This is a genomic window from Streptomyces sp. NPDC051310, assembly GCF_044455245.1.
Classification (GTDB): domain Bacteria; phylum Actinomycetota; class Actinomycetes; order Streptomycetales; family Streptomycetaceae; genus Streptomyces.
Genome location: NZ_JBITEO010000026.1, coordinates 59,300 through 85,604, shown reverse-complemented (window position 1 = coordinate 85,604; position 26,305 = coordinate 59,300). Strand labels below are relative to the sequence as shown.

Genomic DNA, 26,305 nt, shown 5'->3' with positions numbered 1-26,305 from the left:
CCCGGGCGGGTGCGCGGCCGCCCGACGGGCATGTCACGACGGCCTCCGGAATGCGTGGCCGCCGGCGCCGGACCAACGTGACACAACCGCCTTGTCGAATTCTCGACCTGCGAAGCGAAGGCATTTCGCCATCCTTGACGAGTTCTTGAGAGGCGCTTGGCCCCTTCTTGCCGACTGTGCAAGGATCGGCGTGCGGCGGGGGGCGCGGTGCGAATGCCGTGAGGCTGGGCGGACGAGAAAGCGAACGACCGATGGCAATTCCCGGTGGCGAGCGGGACGCACATGAAACCGGCGCCTGCGGAATTCCGGAACCCCGCCCCACCGCGGGCGCCGGACGGGTACGCGGCGGCGCACGCGCCCGCAGCGCGGGCCCGCCGCACCGCGAGGTGCCCGAGATCGCGTCCCGCCCCCGTCTGTGGCTGCTCGGGCCGATGGCGGCGGACGCGGGCGACCGGGGCATCGAACTGGGACCGCCGCGCCGCCGGGCGCTCCTGGCGCTCCTGGCCATGCGGCTCGGCCACGTCGTACCGGCCCAGCAACTGCTGGAGGAACTGTGGGGCGACCGGCTCCCGGACCGGGCCCTGCCCTCCTTGCACAGTTACATCTCCCACCTCCGGCGTGCTCTGTCGCCACGGCCCGCCCCGGGCGACCGGGCCCGGCTGATCCACCGCGTGGCGGCCGGGTACGTGCTGGACCTGACCAAGGACGAGGTGGACGTCTACCGCTTCGAGCACGCGGTGGCCGAGGGGCGCAGGCTGCACCGCGACCACCGGCACGCCGAGGCCAGGGACCTGCTCCGCACCGCCCTGGGCATGTGGCGCGGCACCCCCTACGAGGAGCTCGTCGACTACCCCGTGCTGGCGGAGGAGAGCGAACGGCTGGCGCGGGTCAGACTCTCGGCGGTCGAGACGTGGGCCGACGCCTGCCTCATCCTCGGCGACCTGGAACCGGTGGCCGAACTCGACGCGGACGTGCGCGCGCACCCGGGACGCGAACGCCTCGCCGGGCAGGTGATGACGGCGCAGTACCGGCTCGGCCGCCAGGCCGACGCGCTGCACGTGTACGCGCGGACCCGCGACTGGCTCGCCCGCGAGCTGGGCGTGGACGCAGGGGAGGAGCTGCAGCGGCTCCACCGGGCCATCCTGCGCCAGGAGTTGCCCGCCCACACCGCCCAGGCGCCCGCCGCCCCCGCCCGGACGTCAGGCCCGGCCGGGTCCGGGGAGCCCGCACGGGGCCCGCGGGGCGAACAGCCGACGACGGCACCGCCGCGGGCCGTGCTCCCGCCGGCCGCACCGGGGACGGCACCCGGCGGAGTGGCCCCGGACGCGGCGCCGGGTGCACTCGGCGCCGGCAGCGAGCGCCGCGTACCGCGTACGGGCCGGGTCCCACTCCGGTCCGGCCCGGCTCGGCCGCCCCAGCCGCCGCAGGCAGCCGCCCCATCCGCTCCGACGGCCCCGGTGGCCCCGCCCGCTCCGACGGCCCCGATGGTCCCATCCGCCCCTGCCGCTCCGACCGTCCTGCCCACCCCGACAGCCCCGACGGCCCCATCCGCTCCGGTCGCTCCGGCAGCCCCGGGGGTCCCAGTTTCCCTGGCGGCACCGACTCTCCCACCTGCCGCGCCCTGGGCCACCGAGGGCCACCCGCCATCGGCGAGTACGGACCACACCGGCGCGCGCCACACCAACACCACCGACCACGCAACCCACAACGCCGACAACGCCCACACCGCCGGCACCGCCGCTTCGCCCGCCCCGCAGCCGCACCCCGCGCGGGACCGGCGGTCGTTCGTCGGCAGGGAGAGCGAGCTGGCGGCGCTGCGCATCCTCGTGGCCGACCTCCTGAGCGGCAAGGGCCGTCTCGCTGCCGTGCTGGGAGAGCCGGGCATCGGCAAGTCCCGGCTCCTGTCGGAGGTCGCCCAGCGGGTGCGCAACGACCGGGTGGAAGCGGTGTGGGGATACTGCTTCCCGGGCCCGGGGGCGCCACCGTACTGGCTGTGGACGCAGGTGCTCCGCCAGGTGGACGCGTCCCGGCCGGAGGCGTTCGCCGCTGTGCGGAAGCGTTTCGGCGACGGTCTTTCCCCGCTGCTGGACAGCTCGCAGGACGAGCACCGGCACCGCGACCGCCGCCCGGAGGTGGCGCCCGACCGCTTCCGTACCTACGACGCCGTCTGCGAGACGCTCCTCTCGCTGGCCGACGACGCACCGCTGCTGCTCATGCTGGAGGACCTGCACTGGGCGGACGCCCCCTCCCTCCAGCTGCTGCGCCTGCTCACCAGCCGGCTCAACGGCAGGCGCCTCGGCATCGTGATCACGGCCCGTACCTGGGAGATCGAGAGCGACCCCGAACTCGGCGAAGCCCTCGGCGAGACGCTGTGGAGTCCCCGCACGGACACGATCAGGCTCGACGGGCTGCCCGAGGAGGCGGTGTCCGTCCTGGTCTCCGCCGCGTCCGGGCCGGGCGTCTCCCGCGCGACCGTCCAGCGGCTGCACGAGCGCAGCAAGGGCAACCCGTACTTCGTCAACCAGCTCATGTCCTTGCTGGGCGATCCCGCCCGGCTTCACGATCCGCGCGCGGTGCGGCGGCTGTTCACCCACGTGCCGTCCGGCGTGCGCGAGGTGCTGACGCAGCGGTTCGCGGCCCTCCCGGAAGCCACCAGGGACCTGTTGCGCCTGTGCGCCGTGATCGGCTCGGAGATCGACCCGCGGCTGCTGACGGAGGTCTCCGGCCACGACGAGACCGTCTGCGACCACCTCGAACCCGCCCTGCGCGCACAGTTGCTGTCCGAGGACCCGGCCGGGAGCGGCGGCCTGCACTTCACCCACGCCCTGGTCCGGGAGACGCTCTACGGCGAACTCGGCCGCCGCCGGCGGGCGCAGCTGCACGCCCGGATCGCGGAGGCACTCGCGGCCCGGCCCGCCGGCCGCCACGACGGGGTCGAGCAACTCGCCCACCACGCCTGGGAGGGCTCGCGGGTCCTGTCGCCGGCCAAGGCGCTGCCCGCCCTGTGCCGCGCCGGGGAGGAGGCCGAGCTGCGCCTCGCCTACGAACAGGCGGAGATGTGGCTGCGGCGCGCCATCGACCTCGTACGCCTGCTGCCGCCCGGTGACGACACCGCTCCGCTGCTGGAGCAGCAACTACAGGTCCAGCTCGGCCAGATGCTCGCGACCACGCGGGGGTACGGCGACTCCGACGCCGAAGCGGCGTTCACCCGCAGCAGGGCGCTCAACCCCGTCACCGGCGCCCCGGACCAGCCCACCGTCCTGTGGTCGCTGTGCACGGCCAACCTGGTCACGGGCCGGTACGACGGCGCCCTCGGCTTCTCCGACCGGCTGCGCGCCATGCCGGGGACACCGCAGGATCCCGTCGCGTACCTCGGCGCGCGGTACGGCCGCGGCATCGTCCTGCACGTCCGCGGCCGGCTGCCGGAAGCGCTCGCCGAACTGGAGGACGCCGTCGAACGGGCGGACGCACTGGGCACCGAGGGCGGGCGCCGGGTGGCGCGCTACTTCCAGCACGACCCGAGGGTCTCGTGCCGCTCGTACGACGCCTTCACGCGCTGGCTGATGGGCGACGAGGACGCGGCCGCGGCACGCCGCGCGGAACTGCTCGCCCTCACCCACCACGACAGCCGCCCCAACGACCGGGCGTTCGCGCTGTACGTGGACGCCGTCCTGGCGGCCCTGGAGGGGGACGTCGCGACGGCGCGCAGCTCGGGCGGACAAGGGCGTGAGGTCGCCGACCGCTACGGGCTGCGCTACTGGACGCACATGCTCTCCGTCTGCGAGGGCTGGGCCGTCGCCCACAGCGGTGAACCGGATGCCGGCATCTCCCTGCTCACGTCGGCGCTGTCCGGGCTGGAGGCGTCGGGCACGCTGATCCGCCTGCCGCTGCACCTCGGCTTCCTCGCCGACGCGCTGCACCACGTGGGACGGGTGACGGAGGCCGGGACGGCCCTGCACCGCCTGCTGCGGGAGACCACGGCGCGCGGTGAACACGCCTACCTGCTCCCGCGCCTGCCCTCCACCCGCCTGATGCGCCACCTCCTCCCGCCGGAGCCGGTCACGGTGGACCCCTGCCCACAGGGCGGTTGATGCACCGCTCGACCCGGCGCCGGGCTGGGCCCCGGCGCCGGAGCCGAGCTGCCGTATGCCGCACGCGCAGGGGAAAGCGTCCGAACACCCGGGCAGTGATGTTCCGTGTGTGCGCTCACCGCATCATGCGCCCGCGCTCTCGGGCGACACCTGCCGAACCGCGGCCGCGTCGGCCCGTACCCGGCGTGCCTCTTCGAGGTCACCGGCCAGAGCGTGCGCTCTGGCCAGGGTGTCAAGGCCCACAGCCAGCCACGTGCGTGCACCGATCTTTCGCCACAGACCGACGGCGGCCTCGGCGCGCCGCCGGGCCGGCACGGCACGGCCGACCGCGAGTTGCGCCTCCGCGAGCGCGTACAGCGTCGCCGCTTCCCCCCAGAGGTTGCCGAATTCCCGGTACGTCCACAGGCTACGGGCCAGCAGTCGGCGCCCTGCCCCGTGCGACCCCTGGCGCACCAGCACGTCCCCGAGCCAGCAGGTCGCATGGGTGGCGCCGAGCCTGTCGCCAAGGGCGTCGCTGATCGAGGCCGCGCGTCGGAAGCAATCGGCGGCGGCCGGAAAGGCACCCCGCGCGCGGTGGCTCTGCCCCAGGCAGCGCAGGGCCTGGGCCTCTCCGGGCCGGTATCCCGCGGCCCGGCTCGCTTCGAGACACTCCGTGAACCGCTCCATGGCAGCCTGGATGCGTCCCTGTTCGAGGTCGATGACACCGATGCCGTTGGTCGCGTAGACCTCGCAGTTGACGTTCGCGGCGGACCGGGCCAGCTCGACGGCGCGCTGGAAATGACCGACCGCCGAGGAGTAGTGGCCCAGCAGCCGGTGCACGTAGGCCAGTCCGGCCGCGGCACTCGCCCGGTAGGCCGGGCCCAGCCCTTCGGCAAGCAGCAGGGCCTGCTCGAAGTGTTCGAGCGCTTCCGCGTACCGGTCGAGGATGGTGGTGAGTTCGCCGAGACAGCGGTGAACCTTCGCCGCGCTGCGTCGATCGCCGACGTGCAACGCGGCCTTCAGCGCCCAGTTCTGCAACCGCTCCCAGTCATCGAAATAGCTGCCCACCTGGAAGAGTGTCGTGAGCGCGGTGGCCAGCCCCACCGCCGGTGCGACCACATCCCGGGCGAGTGCCTGACCCGCCACGTCGATGAGGAACTCTCGCTCGTCGTTGAACCAGGCCAGCGGATCGGCGAGAAGCAGGCCCGTGTCCTCGGGGGAGAACCGCCACGGGGCCAGATCGGCCTGCGGGATGCCCAGAAAGTCGACGCTGAGGGTGTCGGCGGCACGGTCGGCGAGGTGCAGGCTCGCACCGAGGAGCCGTGTGAGGGCAGCCGCGCGCTGCTCGGGTGTCATCTCCTCCTCGACCCGCTCCCGTCCGAGCAGCCGCACCAGGTCGTGCAGCTGGTAGCGAAACGCGCCGGTTCCGACCGATCTGATCTCCACCAGGTGTACCTCGACAAGGTCGTCGAGCAGGCCCTCCGCTTCGGACAGGTCTACGTCGAGCAGCGCGGCCAGGGGCCAGGCAGCGACATCGGAGCCGGGCAGCAGGGAGAGCAGGCACAACGCGTGCCGAGTCGTCGGAGGCATTGCCTGGTAGGTCAGTGCGAGGCTGGCCCGTACGGCGATGTGGCCGACGGCCAGCTCGTCGAGCTTCCGCTGTTCGTCGGCGAGCGCGTGGGCGACCTTGGCGAGAGGCCAGTGCGGTCGTGCGGCCAGCCGCGCGCCGGCCACCCAGATCGCGAGGGGCAGACCCCCGCAGGTCTGCACGATGGACCGGGCCGAGTCGGACTCCGCGGACGTCCGGTCCAGGCCGAGCATCTCGCGGAGCAGGACCAGTCCCGAACGGGGGTCGAGAACTCCCAGGGGGAGCCGGCGGCCTGCCACATCGCCCAACGTCGTTCGACTGGTCACGATGGTGGCACAGTGCGGACCGCTGGGCATGAGGTCACGCACCTGCAGCGCGTCGGCGGCGTTGTCGAGGACGACGAGTATCCGTCGTTGGGCCAGCAAGCTGCGATAGAGGTGGATCCGGTCGGTCGGTTCGAGGGGGACCGAGCCGCCACTCACTCCGAGGGCGCGCAGGAAGGCTCCCAGGACGGTGAAGGGGTCGGCCGGCTCGTCGGAGAAGCCCCGCAGGTCCACGTAGAGCCGGCCGTCCGGAAAGCGGGAGGCCAGCACGTGGCCCGTGTGCACGGCGAACGCCGTCTTGCCCACCCCGGCGGGGCCGGTGACCAGCAGGGTCACCGGCCCCGCGCGCTCCTCGGTCAGTGCCCGACATGCCTCCGCCATGTCGTTCTCCCGACCGACGAACAGGGACACGTCCGCTGGGAGCAGGCACGGCACGACCTGCCGTCCGTTCGTCTCGTCCTGGCCCTTCCGGCCGTCTCCCGTGAGGACCCCCGGCAGCCGTGGGGCGCTTCCGGGACCAGGACCGTCCGTCGCGGGCGCAGAGATCTCCCGCCGTACCAGTGCGCTGCGGGCCCCGGCCCATTCCGCGACCAACAGCTGGTCGCCGCCGCACGCCCGGACCAGCGCCAGCACTATGTCCTCACTCGGCAGTGAGTCCCGGTTGAGCACGCTCGCCAGGGTGCTCACCGGCAGGTGGTCGCCCGCCCTTCGTGCCCTGCGCTCCAACGCCCGGTACGACAGACCGGACACGGCTTTCACCGTGCGGAGCAGTGCGACGAACTCTGCGGCGCTCCGGACCGGACCGGGCCTGGGTAACGGCGTCATCACACACGGATGCTAACGACCGCCGCCGACCCGAGACCATCCCACGATCGGCCAAGCGGAAACCACTGCCGATCCCGTGCCCGAACCACGCGGGCACTACTCGCGAGGACCTTCGCGCACGCGATGCTCGCCGGCCGCCCTCACGCCTCCGAACACGCTCGACCGACGAGTGAGCGGACGCCCGTCGGTGGAGGCCTGACGCGTGCAGGTGCGGCGCTCCGTGCGTGCCTAGAAGGCGTAGTGGTAGTAGCCCAGTGCTTTCTGTTCGCGGTCGCCCAGCAGATGCATTTCGGCAAAGCTACCGGTGAACCACTCCTCGAAGATCGCGCGGCCCGTGCCTTTCCCCCGTCGCGGGAATCGACGTACAGGGAACCCATGTGGATCGCGACGTGATGCGTGCTGCTCTCGCTCGAACCCCAGAAGGAATCGCGGCCGGGAACAGGCGCACCGCGGCCGGGTCACCGCATTTATGCAGTACGGGAGGTCACACCCGCGGCCTGTCCGGAGCGACGTCGAGGCATGCCGCTTTTCCGGGCTCCGGGGCGCGAGTGCCGCCGGCAACTGCTGTGCGCGCCCCGGCCGTCGTGCGGCGCCGGTGCGGCGCCGGATCAGGCAGGGCGCCGGGCGTGGAGGTAGAAGTGCGGCTCCGGTTCCGCCTCCCGGCCGTGCGGCCGGTACACGTCGGTGTGGTGATGGACCACCTCCAGCCCCGCCTCCCGCAGGATGCGCAGGTGATCCTCGGGGGACAGGCTGCTGACGGTGACCTCGTGGCCCATCCAGACGATGTCGACGCCCCGGATGTCGCCGGGCACGGTCGCCATCGCGAACACCCCGCCCGGAGCGATCCACGAGGCCATCCTCGCCAGCGACTCCACGATATCCGGCTGATCCATCATCAGCAGCGGGAAGAACGCGCACACCGCGCCGTATCCGCCCGGCGGTGCGTGGTGGTCCCGGACGTCCACCTGCTCGAAACGGGCGCCCGGCACCCGCTCGCGGGCGAGCCGCACCATCTCGGCCGACACGTCGATCCCGGTGACGTCGAACCCGGCATCCACCAGCGCCTCGGCGGTGGGGCGGCCGGTGCCGCTCCCGACGTCCAGCACACGGGTTCCCGGTGCCAGGCTCCGCGCGACCCAGTCGACCGCCGCGAGCTGCCCCGGGACACCGGCGAAGACCTCCTCGTAGCGTGCCCCCACCGCGTCGAACACCTCCGCGGCGGAAGCCCCTCCAGGTCCTGGCGCCTGACTCACGTTCCTACCTCCCAGCCCGACATCGCGCGTCCGGTACGGCACTTCCGCGAGTGTACGGCCGGCCGCGGTCACGGTCGCCGCTCCGTCGCGTCCCCACGGCCATGCGGTCCCGGAGGTGTTACGCGGCGAACGGCACGCCCTGGCACTGCCTTCCGGGAGCTGGGCCGTCACCCCGGTCCGTGCGGACAGGCCGTCACAGGGGGCACCTGGATGCCGTCGGTCCGCTTCTTCGGACTCCTGGCGAAGACACCCCTTAGGGTCGTCGCCATGGCGATCATGGGTGCACACGACATCGACGAAGCGGTCCGCGTCACGGCCTCCGCGCTCCGCGCGGTGGCGGACCGGGACTGGTCCGTCGCGGCGGCCGGGCTGGAATGGAGCTGCTACGACACCGCCGTCCACCTCGCCGACGACTTCGCGGGCTACGCCGCCCAGTTGACCGGCGGTGCGACGGACGGGGGGTACGTCCCCTTCGGGATCGTTCCCCAGGAGGGCACGACGCCGGAGGGGCTGGTCCGTGTCGTGGAGGCCCTCGGCGGTCTGCTCTCCGCCGCCGTGTACAGAGCACCCTCCGACGTACGCGCCTGGCACCCCTACGGCGCCGCCGGCGGCGACGGCTTCGCGGCCATGGGTGTGGTCGAGGCGCTCGTGCACACGCGCGACATCGTCGGCGCGCTGGGCGTGGACGACTGGCAGGCGCCCGGCCGGCTGTGCGCCCGGGCCCTGGAGCGGCTGTTCCCCCAGGCGCCGCACGGCAACGACCCCTGGCGGACGCTGCTGTGGGCCACCGGCCGAGGTGAGCTCGACGGGCTGCCCCGCCTCGGAGCCTGGCGCTGGTACGCCGAACCGATCCGCTCGGAGCGGCTCGTCCTGTGCGAGGTGTCGCCCGCGGTCGCGGCCGATTTGCACGGCGGCGGCAGCGGTGGCTTCGCCTGGGCCGGGGGAGGCCCCGAGGAAGGCACCCGGTTCGCCGGCGGCATGGTGGTGAAGGCCCGCGAGGCGGGGACCTACCGGCCCGGCTGGGCCCCGTACGCGATCGTGCGCACCTCGGACCGGCGCGCGGTGGGGGGCATCGGCTTCCACGGCGCCCCCGGTCCCGACGGCGGCGCCGAGATCGGCTACGACCTGCTGAAGTCCGCGCGCGGCCACGGGTATGCCACGGAGGCGCTGCGGGCCCTGGCAGCGTGGGCCTTCGCCCATCCCGAGCTCAAGCTGCTGCGCGCCACCGTGGACCACGACAACGCCCCGTCGCACGCCGTCCTCACCCGCGCGGGCTTCCAGCAGACCGGTTCCACCGACGAGCACGTCCACTACGCGCTGCCGCGCGCCTGACGGCCCCGCCGCGCGAATCTGCCCTCCCGCTCGGCGCACACGAGGCCCGTCACGACGGCGCCGGGCGCCGGGCGGCGACTTCCGCGGACGGCCGACGGGGGAGAGCCGGGCCGCGGAGGGTGGCCCGGACACGGCCGACGGGGGAGAGCCGGGCCGGGGAGGGTGGCCGGACACGGCCGGGCCGGGGACATCGCGCCGGAGTCGCGCGGGCCGGGGACATGCGCTGTGGCCACGCGGCCGGGGACCCGCCGGGGCCACCCGGGCCCGGGACCTCCCGCCAAGGCGAGCGGGCTCCGGGCCGCCGGGTCTCCCGCCGCCGGGGGGGGCGGGGGGGGGGGGCGCGCCCGGCCCCCCCCCCCCCCGCGCGCGCCCCCCCCCCCCCGCGGGGGGGGGGGGCGGCCGGGGGGGGCGGGCGGGCGGCCCCCCCCCGCCCCCCCCCCCCCCCCCCCCCCCCCCCCCCCCCCCCCCCCGGCCCGGGACGACACCCGCACGCGGCTATGCGCGTTCTTTACCTTTCCGTGGGGTTCATCCAGGCCCGTACGGCTACGCGGAACAGGTCGCCGTCGGCAGACATCGGGGACGATCCGGACGTGCCCCGTGCCGGCCGCCGGCGACGGGCACGACAACCGAACCGCTCCGGAGCACCGGCAGCACCGGCAGCACCGGCAGCAGAGCGCACCGGCGGCACCGGAGCCCGGGCGAACCGTCGACGTGAGCCGACGCATCCGCGCGGGACGTGTGCGCGTCCGTGCGGCCGACTGCGAAGGAAGCCATGAACCGACACCGCTACCACGATCCCACCGAGCGGCAGGCCCGCCTGCTGGGCTGGGCGAGCCTCGGCCTGGGCGCGGCCCAGCTCACCGTTCCCCGCGCGGTGTGCCGCCTCGCGGGTGTGGACGACTCGACCACCGCACGTAATGCCGTCCCCCTGGTCGGCGTGCGCGAGCTGGCGCACGCCGTGCTGCTGCTGGGCAGCGACAGGCCCGCCCCCCTGGTGTGGACCCGCGTCTTCGGGGACGCCGTGGACCTCGCCGCGCTGGGCCGGGCGATCGCCACCCGCAGCGGTGGCCGCCGTGTCCGCGCGGCCGCCGTCACCGCCGCCGTGGCCACCATCGCGGCCGCCGACGTCTACACGGCGTCCCGCGCCCTGCGGCACAAACCCTCCGCTCGCGACGGAGCGGCCGGCAAGGAACCGGCACCGATGGAGGTGCACGCCTCCATCACCGTCAACCGGCCCCGTTCCGAGGTGTACCGCTACTGGCACGACGTCACCAACCTCCCCACCTTCATGACGCATCTGGACTCGGTCGAGTACGACGACGGGCATACGCACTGGAAGGCGCGCGGCCCGATGAAGCGCACCGTCGAGTGGGACGCCGAGGTCGTCGAGGACCGTCCCGACGAGCTCATCGCGTGGCGCTCCACCGCCGGTCGCGGCGGCGTGGACAACGCCGGGTCGGTGCGGTTCAGCGACGCCCCGGGGGACCGCGGCACCGAACTGCACGTGGACCTTTCCTACCGGCCGCCCGCGGGCAAGGCGGGCGCCGCCGTGGCCAAGCTGTTCGGCGAACACCCCGAGCAGCAGGTACGCGACGGTCTGCGCCGCTTCAAGCAGGTACTGGAGACCGGAGAGGTCGTCCGGTCGGAGGGCAGCCCCGAGGGAACCCGCGCGATGCGCCAGGCCAGGCAGCGCCCCGCCCAGCCGCTCAAGCGCTGAACCCGACCGGTCCCGGGCGGAGGCCGATCCCGACCGGACCCGGGCGGAGCCGGGCGTGAGCAGCCGCCGCGCCGAGCCGAGCCGAAGGAGAGAGAGCACCATGAAGGCCATCTGCTGGACGGGGCGCAACAGCGTCGAGGTCCTCGACGTCCCCGACCCCACGATCCTCAACTCCCGGGACGCCATCGTCCGGGTCACGTCCACCGCGATCTGCGGCTCGGACCTCCACTTGTACGACGGATACGTCCCCACCGTGAAGAAGGGGGACATCCTGGGCCACGAGTTCATGGGGGAGGTCGTGGAAGTGGGCAAGGACGTCACGAACCTCGCCGTGGGCGACCGGGTCGTCGTCCCCTTCCCCATCGCGTGCGGCCACTGCTGGGCCTGCGAGCACGAGCTGTACTCGGTGTGCGAGAACTCCAACCCCAACGCGGGCCTCGCGGAGAAGGTCATGGGGCACAGCCCGGCCGCCATCTTCGGCTACTCCCACATGCTCGGCGGCTACCCCGGCGGCCAGGCCGAGTACGCGCGGGTGCCGTTCGCCGACATCGGACCGGTCAGGATCGAGGACGGACTGTCGGACGACAAGGTCCTGTTCCTCTCCGACATCCTGCCCACCGGATACATCGGCGCGGAGATGTGCGACATCCGTCCCGGAGACACCGTCGCCGTGTGGGGCGCGGGCCCCGTCGGGCAGTTCGCCGTCGCCAGCGCCTTCCTCCTGGGCGCCGAACGCGTCATCGCCATCGACCGCTTCCCCTACCGGCTGGAGCGGCTCGAGCGGCACACGGGTGCCGAAACGCTCAACTACGAGGAGTCCAATGTTCTGAAGGCGCTGCGCGACATGACCGCCGGACGCGGACCGGACGCGTGCATCGACGCCGTCGGCATGGAGGCGCACCACCCCACCGGCCCCGTGCACGCCTACGACCGGGCCAAGCAGGCCACCCGCATGGAGACCGAACGCCCGCACGCCCTGCGCGAGGCGATCCTCTCCTGCCGCAACGGCGGTACCGTCTCCGTCATCGGCGTGTACGGCGGGCTGCTGGACAAGTTCCCCATGGGTTCGCTGATGAACCGGTCCCTGACGCTGCGCGGCGCGCAGTGCCACGTCCAGCGCTACACGAAGCCGCTCCTGGACCACATCCGCGCCGGCCGGATCGACCCGTCCGTCGTCATCTCCCACCACATGTCCCTGGACGAAGCCCCCCAGGCCTACGAGATGTTCAAGCACAAGCAGGACGAGTGCAACAAGGTCGTGCTGACTCCCTGAACCAGGTGTCGCGGCCGGGCGTCCGGGCACGGGCCGTTTCCGGCCACGCCCCGTCACAGTGGGGTTGCCGGGCCGGATCCGGGGCACCAGCATGCAGACCCGAGCTCGGCTGCCCCCCCGACCGTGCCGAGCCGAGGCCCCGCCGCACCCCCCCGCGGCGGGGCCTTCCGCCGTTGCGGGCCGGGGAGTGACGCCGCCAGCCTCCGGGCTCGGCCCTCGGCACGGCCGGGCCGGTGACGGCCCGCGGCACGGCGGTCCGTCAGCCCGGCGGTCCGGCGGGGGTCTGCGGCCGGGCGCGGGCCCTGCGGGCATAGGCGCGGCCGATCGGTTCGGCGCTCAGCCCGTGCAGCACGATGCTGACCATCACGGTGATCACCATGACGCGGCTGATGAAGCCACCGCTGACGGCGGGCAGCTCGACCGCCGCGAGGAGCCCGAAGACGATCGACGTCGCGCCTCTGGGGCCCATCCACCCCAGGAACAGCTTGTCGCGCGACATCATCCCGTTGCCCGAGAGGACCAGCAGCACCGGGAGCATCCGGACCAGGGTCACGGCGACGACGGCGTACAGGACCACGGAGAGGTGGAAGCCGTCCCAGAACTCGTCGTTCACCATCTGCCCGAACAGGAACCACAGCGAGAGGGACAGCAGGGCGACCAGGTCGTCGGTCATCTCCACCGCGTCCCGGGGGAGGTGCGGCATCGCCGGTGCCAGGCAGAGGCCGGCGACGAAGGCGGCGACGAAACCGTTGCCGCCCAGCGCCACGGACAGGCTGTACGCGGCCATCGGCACGGTCAGCACACCGAGTCGCGTCGCCGCGGGCTGCGTCCAGCCGTGCGCATAGGAGCGGCGCAGCAGCCGGCCGGCCGAGTAGCCGATGACCGAACCGGCGGCGACGGCCCACGCCGCCGAGACGACCGCCTCCAGCAACGCGTCCGTGTAGTCCTCGCCCCGGGTGTGCGAGGCGACGGCCGCGGCGACGCACAGGAGGAACGCCGGGGAGACGATGCCGTCGTTGAGGCCCCCTTCGACGTTGAGCACATCGCGCAGGCGCGCCGGGATCCGCCGGTCCCGTACGACGGCGGAGGTCGGGGCCAGGTCCAGGGGGACGACGACGGTCGCCAGCGCCGCCAGGACCCACCCCGGCTGGTCCGGGAAGAAGGCGAGGGCGGCGAGGAACGCGGCGCACAGCGTGAGCGGCAGCGCGCCGCCGAGCAGACGGGCGACGGTTCCCTTCTCCCGGCCGATGACCCCTGGGGGGACCTCGGTGGCGTCGACGAAGAGGATGAGCGCCAGGACGACTTCCACCACGTGTTCGAGGGCGGCCGTGTCGAAGTCGAAGCGGAAGACGGGCTCGTCACCGCGGGTGAGCAGGATGCCGGCCACCATCATCGCGATGGGGGCGGTGATGCTCCAGCGGGCGAGCCGGTGCGACAGCACGGCCCACGTGAACAGAATGCCCGCGATGACGGTGACGGCAAGCATGACGTCCTGCGCTTTCCGGCCGGGCCCTTCCCGATGTGCGCAGCTTAGAGCCGGACCCCGGGCCCGCCGCGCTCGCGCGCCGGTGGGCGGCATGTCGGACACTCCACCGGTCCGTCCGTCGCCCTCCGCCCCCGGACCGGCCGACCGCGGCAGGGGCTGCCTCCGCACGGGCCTGGCGATGCCGCCGGACGGTGCCGGCGCTGCCGCACGCACGCGCTGCCGTACGCACCGCGGGTGCGTCCTCCGCCGGATGCGCCGGGCCGACGGGCCGCCCGCGCCGCCGTACGCACCGCGGCGCGGGCCGTCCGCGGTGCGGTGCGCACCGCGGCGCGGGCCGTCCTCGCTGCGGTGCGCACCGTAGCGGGGTGCGTCCCGCGCCGGGCGCGCCCGGCTGACTGGCCGTCCGTCCGCGCCGGCACCGGACCGCGCTCCGCCGCGGACACCGGGGCCGCACTCAGGCGAGCAGCGCGGCGGCCGCCGCCAACAGGTCCTCGTTCTGCCCCGTGACGTCGCGCTCCGTCGGGAGGTGCACCTCGTCCGCCCGGACGCCGAGGTCCTCGAGCGGGACGTCGACGTTGCCGCGTGCCCGCGTGGCGCGCCGCAGCGCGACCCGGAAGCCGGCGCCGCGCGGCAGCTCGGTGAGCAGCTCGGGCAGCCACACGCGCAGCAGTTCATGCGTCCAGACGTTCGCCCCGCCGGCACCGGTCCGCGAGGCGGTCCCGAGCACGGGACCGAGGCCGTTGTCCTGGAAACCGGCGGCGAAGATGTCGGCGGCCGAGTAGGAGAGCGCGTCGGTGACCAGGACCTTCGGGCCGGTGAAGCGCGGCAGCCCCGCCGCGATCGCCTCCGGGTCGGTGAGCGGGAACCCCTGCGAGTACACCTCGCCCGTCTCCACCGCCGCGCGGATCGAACCCGCCCAGGGACGGAAGCCCGGGCCGTCCCGCGCGAGGGCCAGCGCGGCGCGTGTGGTCGGCAGCGAGAAGCTCACGGGGACGACGGGACCGCCGCTCAGGACCTGCAGGGCGGTCTCCGCCGCCGGGACGTGGCCCCCCGGGTTGCCGCGGACGTCCACGATCAGCCCGCCCGCCGGGGCGCCCGCCGCGATGCGCGCCACCTCCTCGGCGAACACCCGCGCGCCCGGGACGTTGAACGAGAAGATGCGCAGATATCCGTACGACCGGCCGTGGAACCGCACCGTCCGGTGGTCGACGACGCTGCGGAGGGAGCGCGGGGCCGAGCGCCGTGCCGGGGGCGCCGCGAACAGCGCCCGCTTGACCTGGCGCGTGGCCTCCCGGCCCGCGTCGATGCCGAGGCTCGTCGCCAACGTGGGGACCGGATCCTGCGCGCGCCCCGCGTGCCGCTCCGCGGCGCGTACGCGCCAGGGGACGCGCGTCTCGCGGCTCCGCCCGTCGGCGGCGCGGTAGGACAGCAGCACCCAGTGCTCGTCGGGTGGGGGACCGGTCCGCAGTGGGCGCAGCGCCAGCGACTCCAGCCCGCGCGCCAGCCGCGCGTCGAGGTGGGAGCCCGCCTGTGCGGCCGCGTTGCGCTCGACCGCGCGCTCGATCGGGACACCGTTCCACGCTTCGAGCTCCGCGCCGACGTCGAAGCCCGCGTGGACGAGGGAAGCGTCGATCTTCGAGACGATGTGGTGCGGCACCCCGTCGGGGTCGACGTACCGCTCGACGAGGAAGCCGAGCGTGGCGACGTGGCCGCGGTACGGGTCGGGCAGCTGGTAGACGGTGTGCAGGTCGCGCAGGCTCCGGAAGACCTCCGCCAGTTCGGAGTGGAACTGCAGCTCGCTGAGCGGCGGAAGACGGCGCTCCAGCAGGCGCAGGCGCTGCACCGGATCGATGGCGTGCATCGCCCGCTTGAGCGGCAGGTGGACGTAGAGCTCCTCGAGCAGGACGCGGGCGGCGGCCACGAGCCGGTGGCGGTCCGCGAGCGGCAACGGGCCGGCCTCGGCCCGCTCCAGGAACGCGGCGAGCTCCGTCGACTCCGGCAGGCTCCGGTCCGGCCACGCCACCGCGCTCATGGGTAGTAGTCCGCGAGGTGCCGGAGCTGGGGCACGCCGCCGCGTGCCACCGCGGCGAAGTAGGCCGCGTCGTGGGTCAGCGGGTCCAGGCGGGGGACGACCAGGTCCGGCGGTACCTCGCCGGCGGCGGCGAACAGTCCCGTATCGCCGTCCGGCATGTCACCGAAGAGCGTCAGCGGCGCATCGGGGTCGTCGAGCGGCCCGCCCCACGCCGCGAGCGCGTCCTGTGACGCCCGCCAGGCGGCCACCGGGTCGTCGCGGACCACCTCCAGCGCGTGCTTGACGCCCGGCCAGTCCAGCTGGGCGTCTGTACGGCCGGGCTGACGCACCGACACACGGCGCTTCAGACCGGCCACCGTGATGGTGTCGGTGTCCGTGGCCCCGGCTGCGGCCATCAGCGCGGACGTCCCGTAGAACGGCCGGCCGCGCACCATCACCAGCCGTACGTGGCGTTCCGTCGCGTCGATCAGGTTGCGGTAGGCGTCCCGAGCCGGCTCGTGGCGCTCGACCACAAGCAGGTCCGCGGCGCTGCCGCGCTGGAGCCGCCCCACATGCGGTCCCCAGGCGGTCGCCAGCGCGTCACCGGGGTTCGCCGTGACCATGTCGCACAGGTCCCGGTCGTCGAAGTGCCCGCCGAACTCGTGGCGGTTGACCGAGTCGGCCACCTTGAGCTCGCCGAGCACGTGTTTGGTACCCGACGGCGCCCAGTCGGAGCCGAGGGCGATGCGCAGCCCCTGCCCGTCCGCGTCGGTCACGCGCGTCGTGTCGTGGTAGAGCCAGTAGTTGGAGAACGGTGACCACACGACGGTCCCCTTCTCCTCCGGGCTGATCGCCGACACCGCGTCCTGCCACTTCGCGAAATCGGCCGGGGTCAGCGCGGTGGCGTGCACGCCGATGAGCCCCGGTTTCAGGCACGGCTCGAGCTCCTCGAACTCGCGGTGCACGATGGACCCGCTCCTGCCCTCCGCCACGTGGTAGATCAGCAGACGCGTGCCGTCGAGCCGGGGCGCCCGCTCCTCGCGCAGCACCTCCTCGTCGAGTTGCAGCGCCGCCGTCATCACCATGTCGGTGCCCGCCGGGAGCTTCTCGTTGTCGACGATCCGCACGAGCCACCCGTCGACCGCCCGCGTCGAGTGAGGGGCTCCCTGGAGGGAAGTGGTGCCCCCGATCAGGGCCTTGACCTCCACGTACTTGATCAGTGCCTCGGGCGCGGCCTGACCCAGCACCTTGGCGGGCCAGGTGACCGACGTGGAGTAGTCGGGCGGCCGCCGTTCGCCGACCCAGCGGTCGTGATGGAGGTAGGGGACGCCGACCGCTTCCCACAGCGGAAGCGTGTTGTAGGCGATGTGGTTGTGCAGGTCGATCAGGCCCGGGAAGATCAGCGCGCCCGTGTCGATCCGCGGCGCGTCCGAGAACCCGGCGGGCGCCGCCTGCCCGGCCGGCCGCACCGCGGCCAGGCGGCCGTCGTCACCGACGTAGACGGCCCCGGGGTCGAGGATCCGGTGGTCGGTGTCGCAGGTGACGACCGTGCCGTTCAGTATGAGCGCCATCAGCCCGGTGCCTCCCGGTTCGGCGTGTGCCCGTCGCGCGGCCGCGGAACCGACGACCTCGTGCCGTCGGCGTGCGGGCGGCCGGCCGGACGCGTGCCTCACGCGCGGGGCGGCCGGGGCGTCACGGCCCCGGGGCCCGCCGGGGTTGTCGGCGGCCGGGCCGGTCTTTCCTTCAGCGGACCACCGCGTGGCGCTCGGCGCAACTCGTGGCGCCCACCGCGCGCCGCGGGACGGGGACGGCCCGCCGTATGCCGCCGCCGGCCGCGGTGCCGTTCAGGAGACCGTCGCGGGCGGCGGCGTCCAGCGCCGGGCGGGAGGGACGGCCGGGTCGATGCCGTAGTCGCTCTTCAGGTCTTCGGGGATGGCGTAGTGCATGACACGGCCGCGGGTCAGGGTGGACAGTTCGAGGATCGTGGTGAGGTGTCCGAGCCGGTCCAGGGCCCAGGCGCCGAAGGGAGAACGGTCCTCGATGCTCTCCAGTACGCCGAGCAGCCGCGGCGCGGCCTTGACTACGGTGTCCCAGCTGGTGCGGGGCACCTCCAGCCAGTCGGCGCAGGTGTCACCGACGAGATAGCGGATCAGGGCGGAGACGACGGGGTCGAAGAAGGTGCCGGGGACCACCTCCTCGTACAGGTCGACCAACTGGCGGGTGAGGTGGACGCCCTCGGCACTCGGGCCCATGTGCCGCAGCATGTAGAGGTCCAGGAACCGGCGGGCTTCGTCCAGGGTCCGCGGGACGGCTTCCTGGTCGACGCCCAGCATGGCCCCCACGACGCGCCAGGCGTAGTAGTAGGCCTCGGCGCCTTCGGTGCTCATGTGGATACCGAGCCGGTGGAGGCTGTCCAGGACGAGCAGGGAGAAGAACATCTGCCCCCCGATCATGTCCTCCTGGCAGATCGGCACCCCGAGGGCCTCGCTGTCCCAGTGGTCCCCGCGCCGCAGGTGATGGCGGATGGAGGCGTGCAGCAGACGCACCTTCTGCGCCGCGGGGACGAAGCGGCTGCCGGACTCGAAGGCGTCGGGCTGCATGAGGTAGACGGTGAACTGCCCCGTCTCCGCCATCCGCTTGGAGGGGTAGTGCAGCCCGTGGGCCTTCGACAGCAGCCGTGCCACGTGCGGGACGACGTAGCAGGCGGGCATCGAGGCGAAGGACAGGGCGGTGGAGACGTGCACGTTGTTGTCGATGAAGAACAACCGGGCCTTCTCCATCTCGCCCCAGTCGACCCAGCTCGGGGGCGCGGCGGTCTCCTGGAGGTAGGCGCGGGCCACATCGGGCAGCCCGTCGGGCAGCGGAGCGCCGGCGGTGGAGACGTAGCGCATCAAGGTGTTGAACGTCCCGACCTCGCCCCGCTCGAACAGGGTGGCCACCACCGCGTCGGCGAGCTCGTCGCCGCTCCGGCGCAGTGCGTCCATCGACGCCTCGGTGTACATCATCACGCTCTCCTCGAAGTGGCCCGTCGCACCGGCCGGCCGGCGGGCGGGGACGGTGGACGGGACGGCGGGCGGCAAGCCCGGACCGCGGTACCGGTCAGGGGGTCAGTGGTGGCGGGCGGTGGCGCGGTGGGCCAGGTCGAGCAGGGCCCGGCGGGCCTGCGCGGGCACGTCGACGCCGTCGAGGGAGCGGACGGCTTCCTCCACCCGTGCGTCGATCATCCGCTCGACCCGTGCGGGCGCCTCGACATCGGTCATGAGGGTGCGGATCTCGTTCAGGTGCTCGCCGTGGAGGCCGTCGCTGCCCAGGATTCGGCGCAGCTCCCGCCGCTGGGCGGCGTCCGCTCTCCGCCAGGTCAGGGCCAGCAGGGCAGTGGGCCGATGGGTGCGGATGTCGTCCAGGCCGGACTTGCCCGTCCGCTCGGGGTCGCCGAACAGGCCGAGCAGGTCGTCGCGCAGCTGGAAGGCCTCACCCAGCGGAATGCCGTAGCAGGAGTACGTCTCGCGCAGCGCGCGGGAGGCACCGGCGAGCATGCCGCCGAGGAGCAGGGGCTGTTCGACGGTGTACTTGGCGGTCTTGTACCGGATCACCTTCAGCGGGGTGTCGGTGTCCGTGTGGTCGCCGCCCGTGTGCAGGATCTCCAGGCATTCACCGGCGATCAACTCCCGGGCGAGGGCCGCCCAGACGGTACGGGCCCGGGCGAGGTAGGCGGCGGGCAGACCACAGGTGGTGAACAGCTGTCCGGCCAGGGCCATCAGGTAGTCACCGGCCAGCATCGCCAGGGCGCGTGCGGCCGCCGGCGTGTCCGGCCGGCCGCGTACGGCGTCCTGGAGAGCGAGGTGGGCGGTGGGCACACCGTGGCGCAGCGGACTGCCGTCGATGAGGTCGTCGTGGACGACGGCCGCGGCGTGCACCAGCTCCATGGAGGCCGCGGCCCGCATCAGCGCGTCGCTGTCGGGCTGTCCGGCGGCACGCCAGCCCCAGTAGCAGAACGCCGCGCGAAGCCGCTTGCCGTGCCGGGCGACCTTCTCGATCTCTTCGCCCACGGGCCGCAGGGCCTCGTCGATGTCCAGGAAACGGTCGACCTCACCGGTGAGGAACGTGCGCAGGATTTCGTTGATGCGGGACTTGAAGGTCTCCGGCTCCGCGAGGTCAGACATCGCCACCGGCGGCGGTCCGCCGCGCGAGCACCCGCCGGGCCAGGACCTCCAAGTGCGCGGGCGGCACACTGCCGTAGCGGTCCAGCGCGAGCCGGCCCCGTGCCTCCAGATCCGCTTCGGCCTCCTTGACGAGCTCGACCGCGTCCGACCGGCGCAGCAGTGAGCGGACGGCGCCTGCGGCCGATCCCACAGCCGTCACCGCGAGGTCGGCCAACCCCGCGACGATCAAAAGGGCCTGCTGATCCCTGCGCCCGTCGGGTGGCGTGGTGTGCGGCATACGGGTCCCCCAGAGGTCGTTCGCGGCGAGGGGCACGTCCGTGCACCGCGCCCTGCGTCTCAGCATGCCGACCCCGGTAGCGGCGGAACGTGCTGATCCCCTTTCGAGCGACATACAGGAACGCACGTCGGAGCGCGTACGAGTGTCCGCGCGGCCACCGGGCCGGACGTGCACGCGCGGGCACCGGGCCGGACGTGTCGCGCGGCCACCGGAGCGGACATGCCCGCCCGCCGATCGAGTGGGCGGCCGTGGTCGGTGGGGAGACACTGGTGGGGAAGCGGACGTCGATCCTCCTGAGGAGGACGCCATGGAATCCGCAGAGCATTCCGCCTCACCTCCGCGTACGGACACGGGTGACCCCTTCCTCTTCGAGCCGGTATACATCCCGCGCAGGAGCAGGACGGCCGCTCCGGGCGACGACCATGCGGCCTGCGGCTGCGGTTACTGCTACTGCGGCGGTGGCGGCTGCCATTGCGCCATGTGCCTCGCGGTGACGCCGGACCGGCGGGTCACGCCATGAACGCCGACGCCCCGGGCGACCGGATGGTGATCCAGGCCCGCGACGGCTCGTGCTTCAGCGTTCCCGTCGAGAAGCTGAGCGAATTCGTGCTCCCCGAGGACACGGTGGTCATCCCGTGAGCGCCCGGGCCTCACCGAGGTGCTGGAGCACTGTGCGTGCGGCCTGCTTCTCGACCTCACCAACCTGCACATCAACGCGGTGAACCACGGCTTCGGCGCGGAGGAGTTCCTCGACGGCATCCCCCTGGAACGGGTGGTGCAGATCCACCTGGCGGGCGGTGAGAGCGGGCCGTCGCTGCTGCTCGACACGCACAGCGCACGCGTTCCCGACGAGGTGTTCGAGCTCCTGGAGTACGTCGTGCCCCGGGCACCCCACCTCAAGGGAATGATGATCGAACGCGACCAGGACTACCCCGAGGACTTCGGCGAAGTCGCCGACGACCTGCTCCGCATACGCCGCATCGTGGGGAACGGCGGCGCCCGGTGAACGGCGCACGCGGGCTCCAGGCCGCGCCGGCGGCCGTCCTGGTGGACGACGAGGTGCGCCACCGGCTGCACGATGACCCCGATGACGTGCGCCACCGGTACGCCCTCACGGATCACGAGACGCGCGTCCTGCTGGGCATCGACCGTGAGCGCCTCGCCCTCACCGCGGCCGTGGGCCGGGCCAAGCGGGCGAGGTGATCACCGCGCTCTGCCGGGAGCGCCTGCTTCTCCTGCTGGGACGGCACGGCACCGGTCCACCCGGGTGCCGCGTGCGTTCGTGGATTTCCACGATGCCCGGGCGCCGGCGGACAGGACAGTCTGGTGCCCGGGCAGCCGCCCACCGTGGTGACGGGGCGAGACGGGCGGCCGTCGCCCCCTCCGTACCCGCTTCCACCCTCCGACAGGGGAGTGCACCCATGCGTACCAGCAGAATCGCGGTTCTGTCCGCCCTCATCGCCGTGGCCGTTCTCGGCGGCCCCGCAGCGGCGCACGCCGCGGACGCGGACGGCGCCGCCCCGAGCGCTACAGCGAGCAGTGCCACCGCCATCGGCTCCTCCGCGAGCGGCTCCTCCGCGAGCGGCTCCTCCGCGAGCGGCTCCTCCGCGAGCGGCGCCACCGCGACCGGCTTCTCCGCGAGCGACCTCACCGCGGGCGGACCGCTCGCGACCACGGCACGCGGTGCCGAAGCCGGCGCGCTCGCCGGATGGCGGGAAGGCCCGTACACGGATCCCGGGATCGCTGCCGCGGCGGCGCAGCTCACCCTCGCCGTCGGCAGGGCGACCGCCTACTACCTGACCCAGGTGTGGGACACCGTGCGGCAGACCACCAACTGGTGGATCCACTACACCTGAGCCGCCCGCACGCCCGCACGCCCGCACGCCCAGCCCGTCCCCGGCGGACCGCGTCCGCCTCGTGCACCGCTCCCGCTTCCTCCTGCCCGAAAGGCAACCGTGAACACGAACAAGCCCTTCCGCGCCTCCCGTCCCCGGCGCACGGCCGCGCGGGCTCTCCTCGCCGCGGCACTCCTGCTGGGCGGCACCGCGGCCCTCACCTCTCCGGCCACCGCTTCCCCGGCCCTCCCCGCCCCGAGGACGGACGCACCGCTGGGCGCTCAGGCCGCCCGCAGCACCACGGTGGAGTTCGACAACCGGACCGCGAGCGGGATGCAGCGCATCCAGGCGGAGCTCCAGCACGGCTGCTGGACCTCCCTCGTCCCCGAGTACATCCCGGGCAACCGGCTGCGCTCCTGGGAGAGCGAGTCCTGCGGCATGATGACCGGGACGGAAGGGCGTGCCTCCTTCTCCGTAGCGGGTGGTGAGGTCGCCGTCCACTGGAACAACCCCTACGTGGGCAGCAACGGCTACAGCTGCACGGCGCCGGCCGGGTACCGCTGCGTCCGGGACTCCTCGACCGGTGGCGGCAACAACGCCACGGTGCGCTTCACCCTGTCCGGCGGCCAGGCCACGGCCGGTCGGGCGGCCTCCGCCGGCGAGCTCCGGCCGCTCGCGGCGCAGGCCGCCCGCAGCACGCACGTCACGTTCAACAACCACACCGAGCGCCTGATGGTCCGCACCGACGCACGGCTGTACTGGGGGGTGTGGAGCACCAACCAGTACCCGCCGGAGTCCATCCCGCCGGGGAACACCCGCGCGTGGCAGAGCGAGTCCGAGGGATTCGCGACCGGCACCGAGGGCGAGGCCGCGTACGTGCTCGAGGGCGTGGGCAGCGTCAAGGTCAAGTGGAACAACCCCTACGTGGGCAGCAACAGCTACAACTGCTCGGCGCCCGCCGGATTCCAGTGCCGGCTGTCCGGTGGCGGCGGTGACAACGCCGACCCGGTGTTCACCCTGTCCCGATGACGTGCTCGTTTTGAGCACGCGGGGGCCCGGCAGGGCCCCCGGCCGGGGCGGCCGCCCGGTCCGTGTCGCGCCCCAGCGCGCCCGCGAGTTGCGTACGCCGGGTGACCTGGAGCTTCCTGTAGGCGCTGGTGAGGTGCGTCTCCACGGTGCGGCGGGCGAGGTGCAGCGCGGCGGAGATCTGCGCGTTGGTGTGCCCGCCGGCCGCCAGGTCGACGATGCGCCGCTCGGCTGCGGTCAGGGCGTGGCAGCCGGTCGTGGCCCGCGGGCGGCTGCGGGCACCCGCCGCCCGCAGCGCCTCCTCCGCCAGGCCGAGGAGGCGCCCGGTGACGGGGCGGCCGGTGACGGGGGGGCCGGTGACGGGGTGGCCGGTGACGGGGTGGCCGGTGACGGGGCCTGCCCCCTGCCCGGTGCCTGGCCCCGGGTCGGCCACGGCCAGCCGCAGGGCCGTGGCGTGCGCTTCGCGCAGCTCGTCGCGCCCCCTGCGGCCGTTGCCGGCCTCGATACGGGCCCGGCCGAGGTCGATCAGGGTCTCAACGAGCTCCACGGGCGCCGGGCTCGACCGGAGCAACTCGGCGGCCTCGGCCAGCGACTCCAGGGCCCGCCTGCCGCCCAGGGCCGCAGCACGCGCCCGCAGCGCCCGTCCGACCGTACGGGGAGTTCCCCAGGTCCTGGCGTGGCGCAACTCCTCCTCGGCGAGCTCGCGGGCCTGCTCCCGCCGCCCGAGCCGCACGAGGGCGAAGGCCGCGCCGGAACGCCACGGCGTGGCCACCGGGCTGACGAAGTCCCGGGCGCTCTGGCCGTCCCCGCACGCCAGGTGGTCGTCGAGCGCCGCCTGCCAGTTCCCGTCGGCCGCGTGCAGCAGGGCCCGCGCATGACTCAGCTCGTTCCACTCCCAGGAGCTGTCGGGCCCGGACAGGCCGGGGGCGGTCAGCAGTCGCCGCGCCTCGGCGGACCGGCCGGTCTCATGGCGGGCGATCGCCACCATCGCCACCAGGTGCGGCATGCGCACGCCCTGCCCGGTGGACGCCTCCACCAAGGAGGTGTTCTCGGCGATGACACGGGCGAAGTCGCCCTCCCACAGCGCGGCCTCGGCCCGCACACTGAGCAGGCACTGCACCCCCGCGTCCGTCAGATCGGGCGGAGTGGGCGGCGCGGGCAGGCACGAGTCGGCGAGGGCGCGCGCCTCCAGCAGGCGGTCCGCCCATTGCAGGAGAGTGGCCGCGCTGCCCAGCCAGGCGGTCCGCAGGCGCGGGTCCACCGGCGCCGCCAGTCGCGGCCGGACGCGCCGGAGGACGTCGGCCGCCGAGCAGAGCCCGGCCCCGGCCTCGTACTCGGTGATCAGGCCGCAGACCAGCGGCTCGATGGCGGCGGGGGCGGTCGGCGCGAGCGCGCGCAGGCGGACGACGGCGCTGCGCCAGGCGACGGCGTCGTGCGAGGAGATGAGGGCGGTGAGGGTCTGCAGGACGTGGACGAGTTCGTCGTCGTCCGTGCCGCGACTGGCCTGGCGCAGGACCCGTAGCGCCGTCTCGGTGCGCCCGCCCGCGACGAGCGCGGCACCGAGGGCGGGCGCCGCGGCGGCCCGCTCCCGGACATCGGTGTGCAGCCCGACTCCCGTGCGCAGCCTGCGGATACCGGCGGCGGCGCTGTGCGGGAGCTCCAGGGCGCCGAGGCGGAGCGTGAGCGGGGCACGCCGGCCGGGAGGGAGCGGTGCGCTCAGGGCGTGGCGCAGGTACGCGGTCGCCTCGGTGACGCGTCCGCCTCGTGCGGCCTCTTCCGCGGCCTCGGCCAGGGAATGCGTCATCCACTCCTCGCCGGGCCGGTCGACGTGCAGCAGCCGGGCGGCCACGGACGTCGCCGGTGCGCCGCCCTCGTCGAGCAGCCGGGCGATCCGCTCGTGCAAGGCGGCGGCCTCGCCGGGCTCCGCGGCGGCGAGCACGGCCTCCCGCGCGAGGGGATGGCGCAGCAGCCTGCCGAGCCGCCGCACGGAACTCGCGCTCGCGGGCCGCCGCTCCGGGCAGAGGTCGGCGAGCTGGTCGAGGAGGCGGGGGCCGGCCGGGGTCTCGCCGCCGGCCGCCACGGCGAGGGCGAGGCAGACGTGGCGTGAGCGCGGATCCGCCCGGTGCCGCAGCCAGCCGGTGATCGCCTCGCGGTACCGGCTGCGCGCCGGGCCGGACGGCCGCGGGGGCAGCGGTCCGTCACCGAGATCGGCGATGAGCGCCCGCACCAGGGCCGGACTGCCCGCGCCCGCCTCGACACAGGTGCGGGCCTGCTCCTCGCCCAGGCCGCCGGCGCGGGCGACGCGCAGGACGGCCGGCGCACTGAGCGAGCGGAGCCGTACGGGCGTGCCCGTGGCGGACGGGAGCGGCGTCGGGTCCGACTGGTCCAGGCACTCGGTGAGCACGAGCAGGACGGGGAGCCGGGAGAGACGGCGCGCGAGGTAGCCGATCCAGCGCCGTGACGCCGCGTCGGCGTGGTGCAGGTCGTCCACCGCGAGCAGCACGGGGCGCTCGGCGGCGGACCGGCCCAGGCGGGACACCAGCCGGTGGAACACGCGCTGCTCGCCGGGTTCGGCGGGCGCCGCGAACGGCACCGTCTCGTCCTCGGGGAAGAGTTGCCGGACGAGCCCGTACGGGAACGCCGTCTCCTCCGGCGCGCAGCGTACGAACCGGATGCCCATGGCGCCGGCGGCGTCCCGGGCCTCCCGTCGTACGATCGCGTCGAGCACGGCGGTCCTGCCCATCCCGGCGGGCGCCGCCAGCAGCAGCCAGCGTCCGCTCCCGCCCCGTGCGGCTGCCGCGGCCGCGGCAGCGGTGCTGAACGCCTCGTCGCGCTCGATCAGCACGTCTTCCCCCTCGTCCCAGGTGTCGGTGCCCCTCGGCATCCGCTCGTCCACTGGTCAGGTGGGCGAGCTCCCGGAACGCATCATGGAGGACGGCCGGCGAGCAGGCGGCGCGGTGCCGCCGGGGAGCGGCCGGAAGCGCGGTGTTCCGGCCATGCCCGACCCCGTGCCCGTACGCCTTTTCCCGGCAGCACGCCAACCTTCGGGAAGGACGGGGACGTTCAGCGCCCCCACGGACACCTCATCCGGAACACGGTCGTGCCACCGGCGGCGAACCGGCCACG

Annotated in this window: 18 protein-coding genes; 9 read left to right on the top strand and 9 right to left on the bottom strand. The window is 74.0% G+C overall.

The genetic code is table 11. The annotated features are described in order from the left end of the window. The first annotated feature begins 251 nt into the window (after positions 1–251). The gene (locus ACIA79_RS29190) at positions 252–4,091 is read left to right on the top strand and encodes a BTAD domain-containing putative transcriptional regulator (protein WP_399431370.1); all 3,840 of its coding nucleotides are present in this window, start codon (positions 252–254) and stop codon (positions 4,089–4,091) included. A gap of 123 nt (positions 4,092–4,214) precedes the next feature. Here ACIA79_RS29190 and ACIA79_RS29185 read toward each other — a convergent pair whose 3' ends face one another. Beyond that, positions 4,215–6,392 (bottom strand): ATP-binding protein, encoded by a 2,178-nt coding sequence (locus tag ACIA79_RS29185; protein ID WP_399431369.1) that lies wholly within the window; start codon positions 6,390–6,392, stop codon positions 4,215–4,217. A gap of 1,022 nt (positions 6,393–7,414) precedes the next feature. Further along, positions 7,415–8,005, bottom strand: a complete 591-nt coding sequence (locus tag ACIA79_RS29180) for a class I SAM-dependent methyltransferase (protein ID WP_399431368.1) — start codon at positions 8,003–8,005, stop codon at positions 7,415–7,417. A gap of 321 nt (positions 8,006–8,326) precedes the next feature. Here ACIA79_RS29180 and ACIA79_RS29175 point away from each other — a divergent pair, with 321 nt between their 5' ends. The 3 genes from ACIA79_RS29175 to ACIA79_RS29165 all read left to right on the top strand — a co-directional run bounded on the left by ACIA79_RS29175 (position 8,327) and on the right by ACIA79_RS29165 (position 12,381). Beyond that, on the top strand, positions 8,327–9,391 hold the full coding sequence (locus ACIA79_RS29175; RefSeq protein ID WP_399431367.1) for a GNAT family N-acetyltransferase: 1,065 nt from the start codon (positions 8,327–8,329) through the stop codon (positions 9,389–9,391). 772 nt (positions 9,392–10,163) lie between these two features. Next, a complete protein-coding gene (locus ACIA79_RS29170) occupies positions 10,164–11,108 on the top strand; it encodes an SRPBCC family protein (RefSeq protein ID WP_399431366.1) in 945 nt (314 codons plus the stop codon). A gap of 100 nt (positions 11,109–11,208) precedes the next feature. Then, a complete protein-coding gene (locus tag ACIA79_RS29165) occupies positions 11,209–12,381 on the top strand; it encodes a zinc-dependent alcohol dehydrogenase (protein WP_399431365.1) in 1,173 nt (390 codons plus the stop codon). A gap of 259 nt (positions 12,382–12,640) precedes the next feature. Here the strand turns inward: ACIA79_RS29165 and ACIA79_RS29160 are convergent, their stop codons facing one another. From ACIA79_RS29160 to ACIA79_RS29135, 6 genes are all read right to left on the bottom strand, one after another. Then, the gene (locus tag ACIA79_RS29160; protein WP_399431364.1) at positions 12,641–13,867 is read right to left on the bottom strand and encodes a cation:proton antiporter; all 1,227 of its coding nucleotides are present in this window, start codon (positions 13,865–13,867) and stop codon (positions 12,641–12,643) included. Positions 13,868–14,321: 454 nt separating this feature from the next. Continuing rightward, positions 14,322–15,899, bottom strand: a complete 1,578-nt coding sequence (locus ACIA79_RS29155) for a S41 family peptidase (RefSeq protein ID WP_399431362.1) — start codon at positions 15,897–15,899, stop codon at positions 14,322–14,324. Next, positions 15,896–17,449 carry a hypothetical protein gene (locus ACIA79_RS29150; protein WP_399431361.1) on the bottom strand — a complete coding sequence of 518 codons (1,554 nt, stop codon included), beginning with the start codon at positions 17,447–17,449 and terminating at the stop codon, positions 15,896–15,898. Before ACIA79_RS29150 ends, ACIA79_RS29155 begins: the two co-directional genes overlap by 4 nt. Before the next feature lie 273 nt (positions 17,450–17,722). Next, the gene (locus tag ACIA79_RS29145) at positions 17,723–18,883 is read right to left on the bottom strand and encodes an oxygenase MpaB family protein (protein WP_399431360.1); all 1,161 of its coding nucleotides are present in this window, start codon (positions 18,881–18,883) and stop codon (positions 17,723–17,725) included. A gap of 102 nt (positions 18,884–18,985) precedes the next feature. Continuing rightward, positions 18,986–20,041 carry a polyprenyl synthetase family protein gene (locus ACIA79_RS29140; protein ID WP_399431359.1) on the bottom strand — a complete coding sequence of 352 codons (1,056 nt, stop codon included), beginning with the start codon at positions 20,039–20,041 and terminating at the stop codon, positions 18,986–18,988. Beyond that, complete coding sequence (locus ACIA79_RS29135) at positions 20,034–20,318, bottom strand: polyprenyl synthetase (protein ID WP_399431389.1); 285 nt, start codon at positions 20,316–20,318, stop codon at positions 20,034–20,036. The genes ACIA79_RS29140 and ACIA79_RS29135 overlap by 8 nt, the downstream gene beginning before the upstream one ends. Positions 20,319–20,834: 516 nt before the next feature. Between ACIA79_RS29135 and ACIA79_RS29130 the strand changes: the two genes are divergently transcribed. From ACIA79_RS29130 to ACIA79_RS29110, 5 genes are all read left to right on the top strand, one after another. Continuing rightward, positions 20,835–20,957, top strand: coding sequence for a hypothetical protein (locus tag ACIA79_RS29130; RefSeq protein WP_399431357.1), 123 nt, complete (start codon positions 20,835–20,837; stop codon positions 20,955–20,957). A 19-nt stretch (positions 20,958–20,976) separates the two neighbouring features. Then, positions 20,977–21,324: a DUF692 family multinuclear iron-containing protein gene (locus tag ACIA79_RS29125; protein ID WP_399431356.1), complete on the top strand. Its 348-nt coding sequence runs from the start codon at positions 20,977–20,979 to the stop codon at positions 21,322–21,324. Beyond that, a complete protein-coding gene (locus tag ACIA79_RS29120) occupies positions 21,321–21,521 on the top strand; it encodes a hypothetical protein (protein WP_399431355.1) in 201 nt (66 codons plus the stop codon). The genes ACIA79_RS29125 and ACIA79_RS29120 overlap by 4 nt, the downstream gene beginning before the upstream one ends. 218 nt (positions 21,522–21,739) lie before the next feature. Further along, complete coding sequence (locus ACIA79_RS29115; protein WP_399431354.1) at positions 21,740–22,174, top strand: hypothetical protein; 435 nt, start codon at positions 21,740–21,742, stop codon at positions 22,172–22,174. A 99-nt stretch (positions 22,175–22,273) separates the two neighbouring features. Beyond that, entirely contained in the window at positions 22,274–23,182 is a 909-nt protein-coding gene (locus tag ACIA79_RS29110; protein WP_399431353.1) for a Crystal protein ET79, read from the top strand. On the opposite strand, the gene ACIA79_RS29105 is transcribed toward ACIA79_RS29110, so the two are convergent. Further along, positions 23,166–26,063, bottom strand: a complete 2,898-nt coding sequence (locus ACIA79_RS29105; RefSeq protein ID WP_399431352.1) for an AAA family ATPase — start codon at positions 26,061–26,063, stop codon at positions 23,166–23,168. The two genes, ACIA79_RS29110 and ACIA79_RS29105, sit on opposite strands and share 17 nt — an antisense overlap. Between the last annotated feature and the right edge of the window lie 242 nt (positions 26,064–26,305).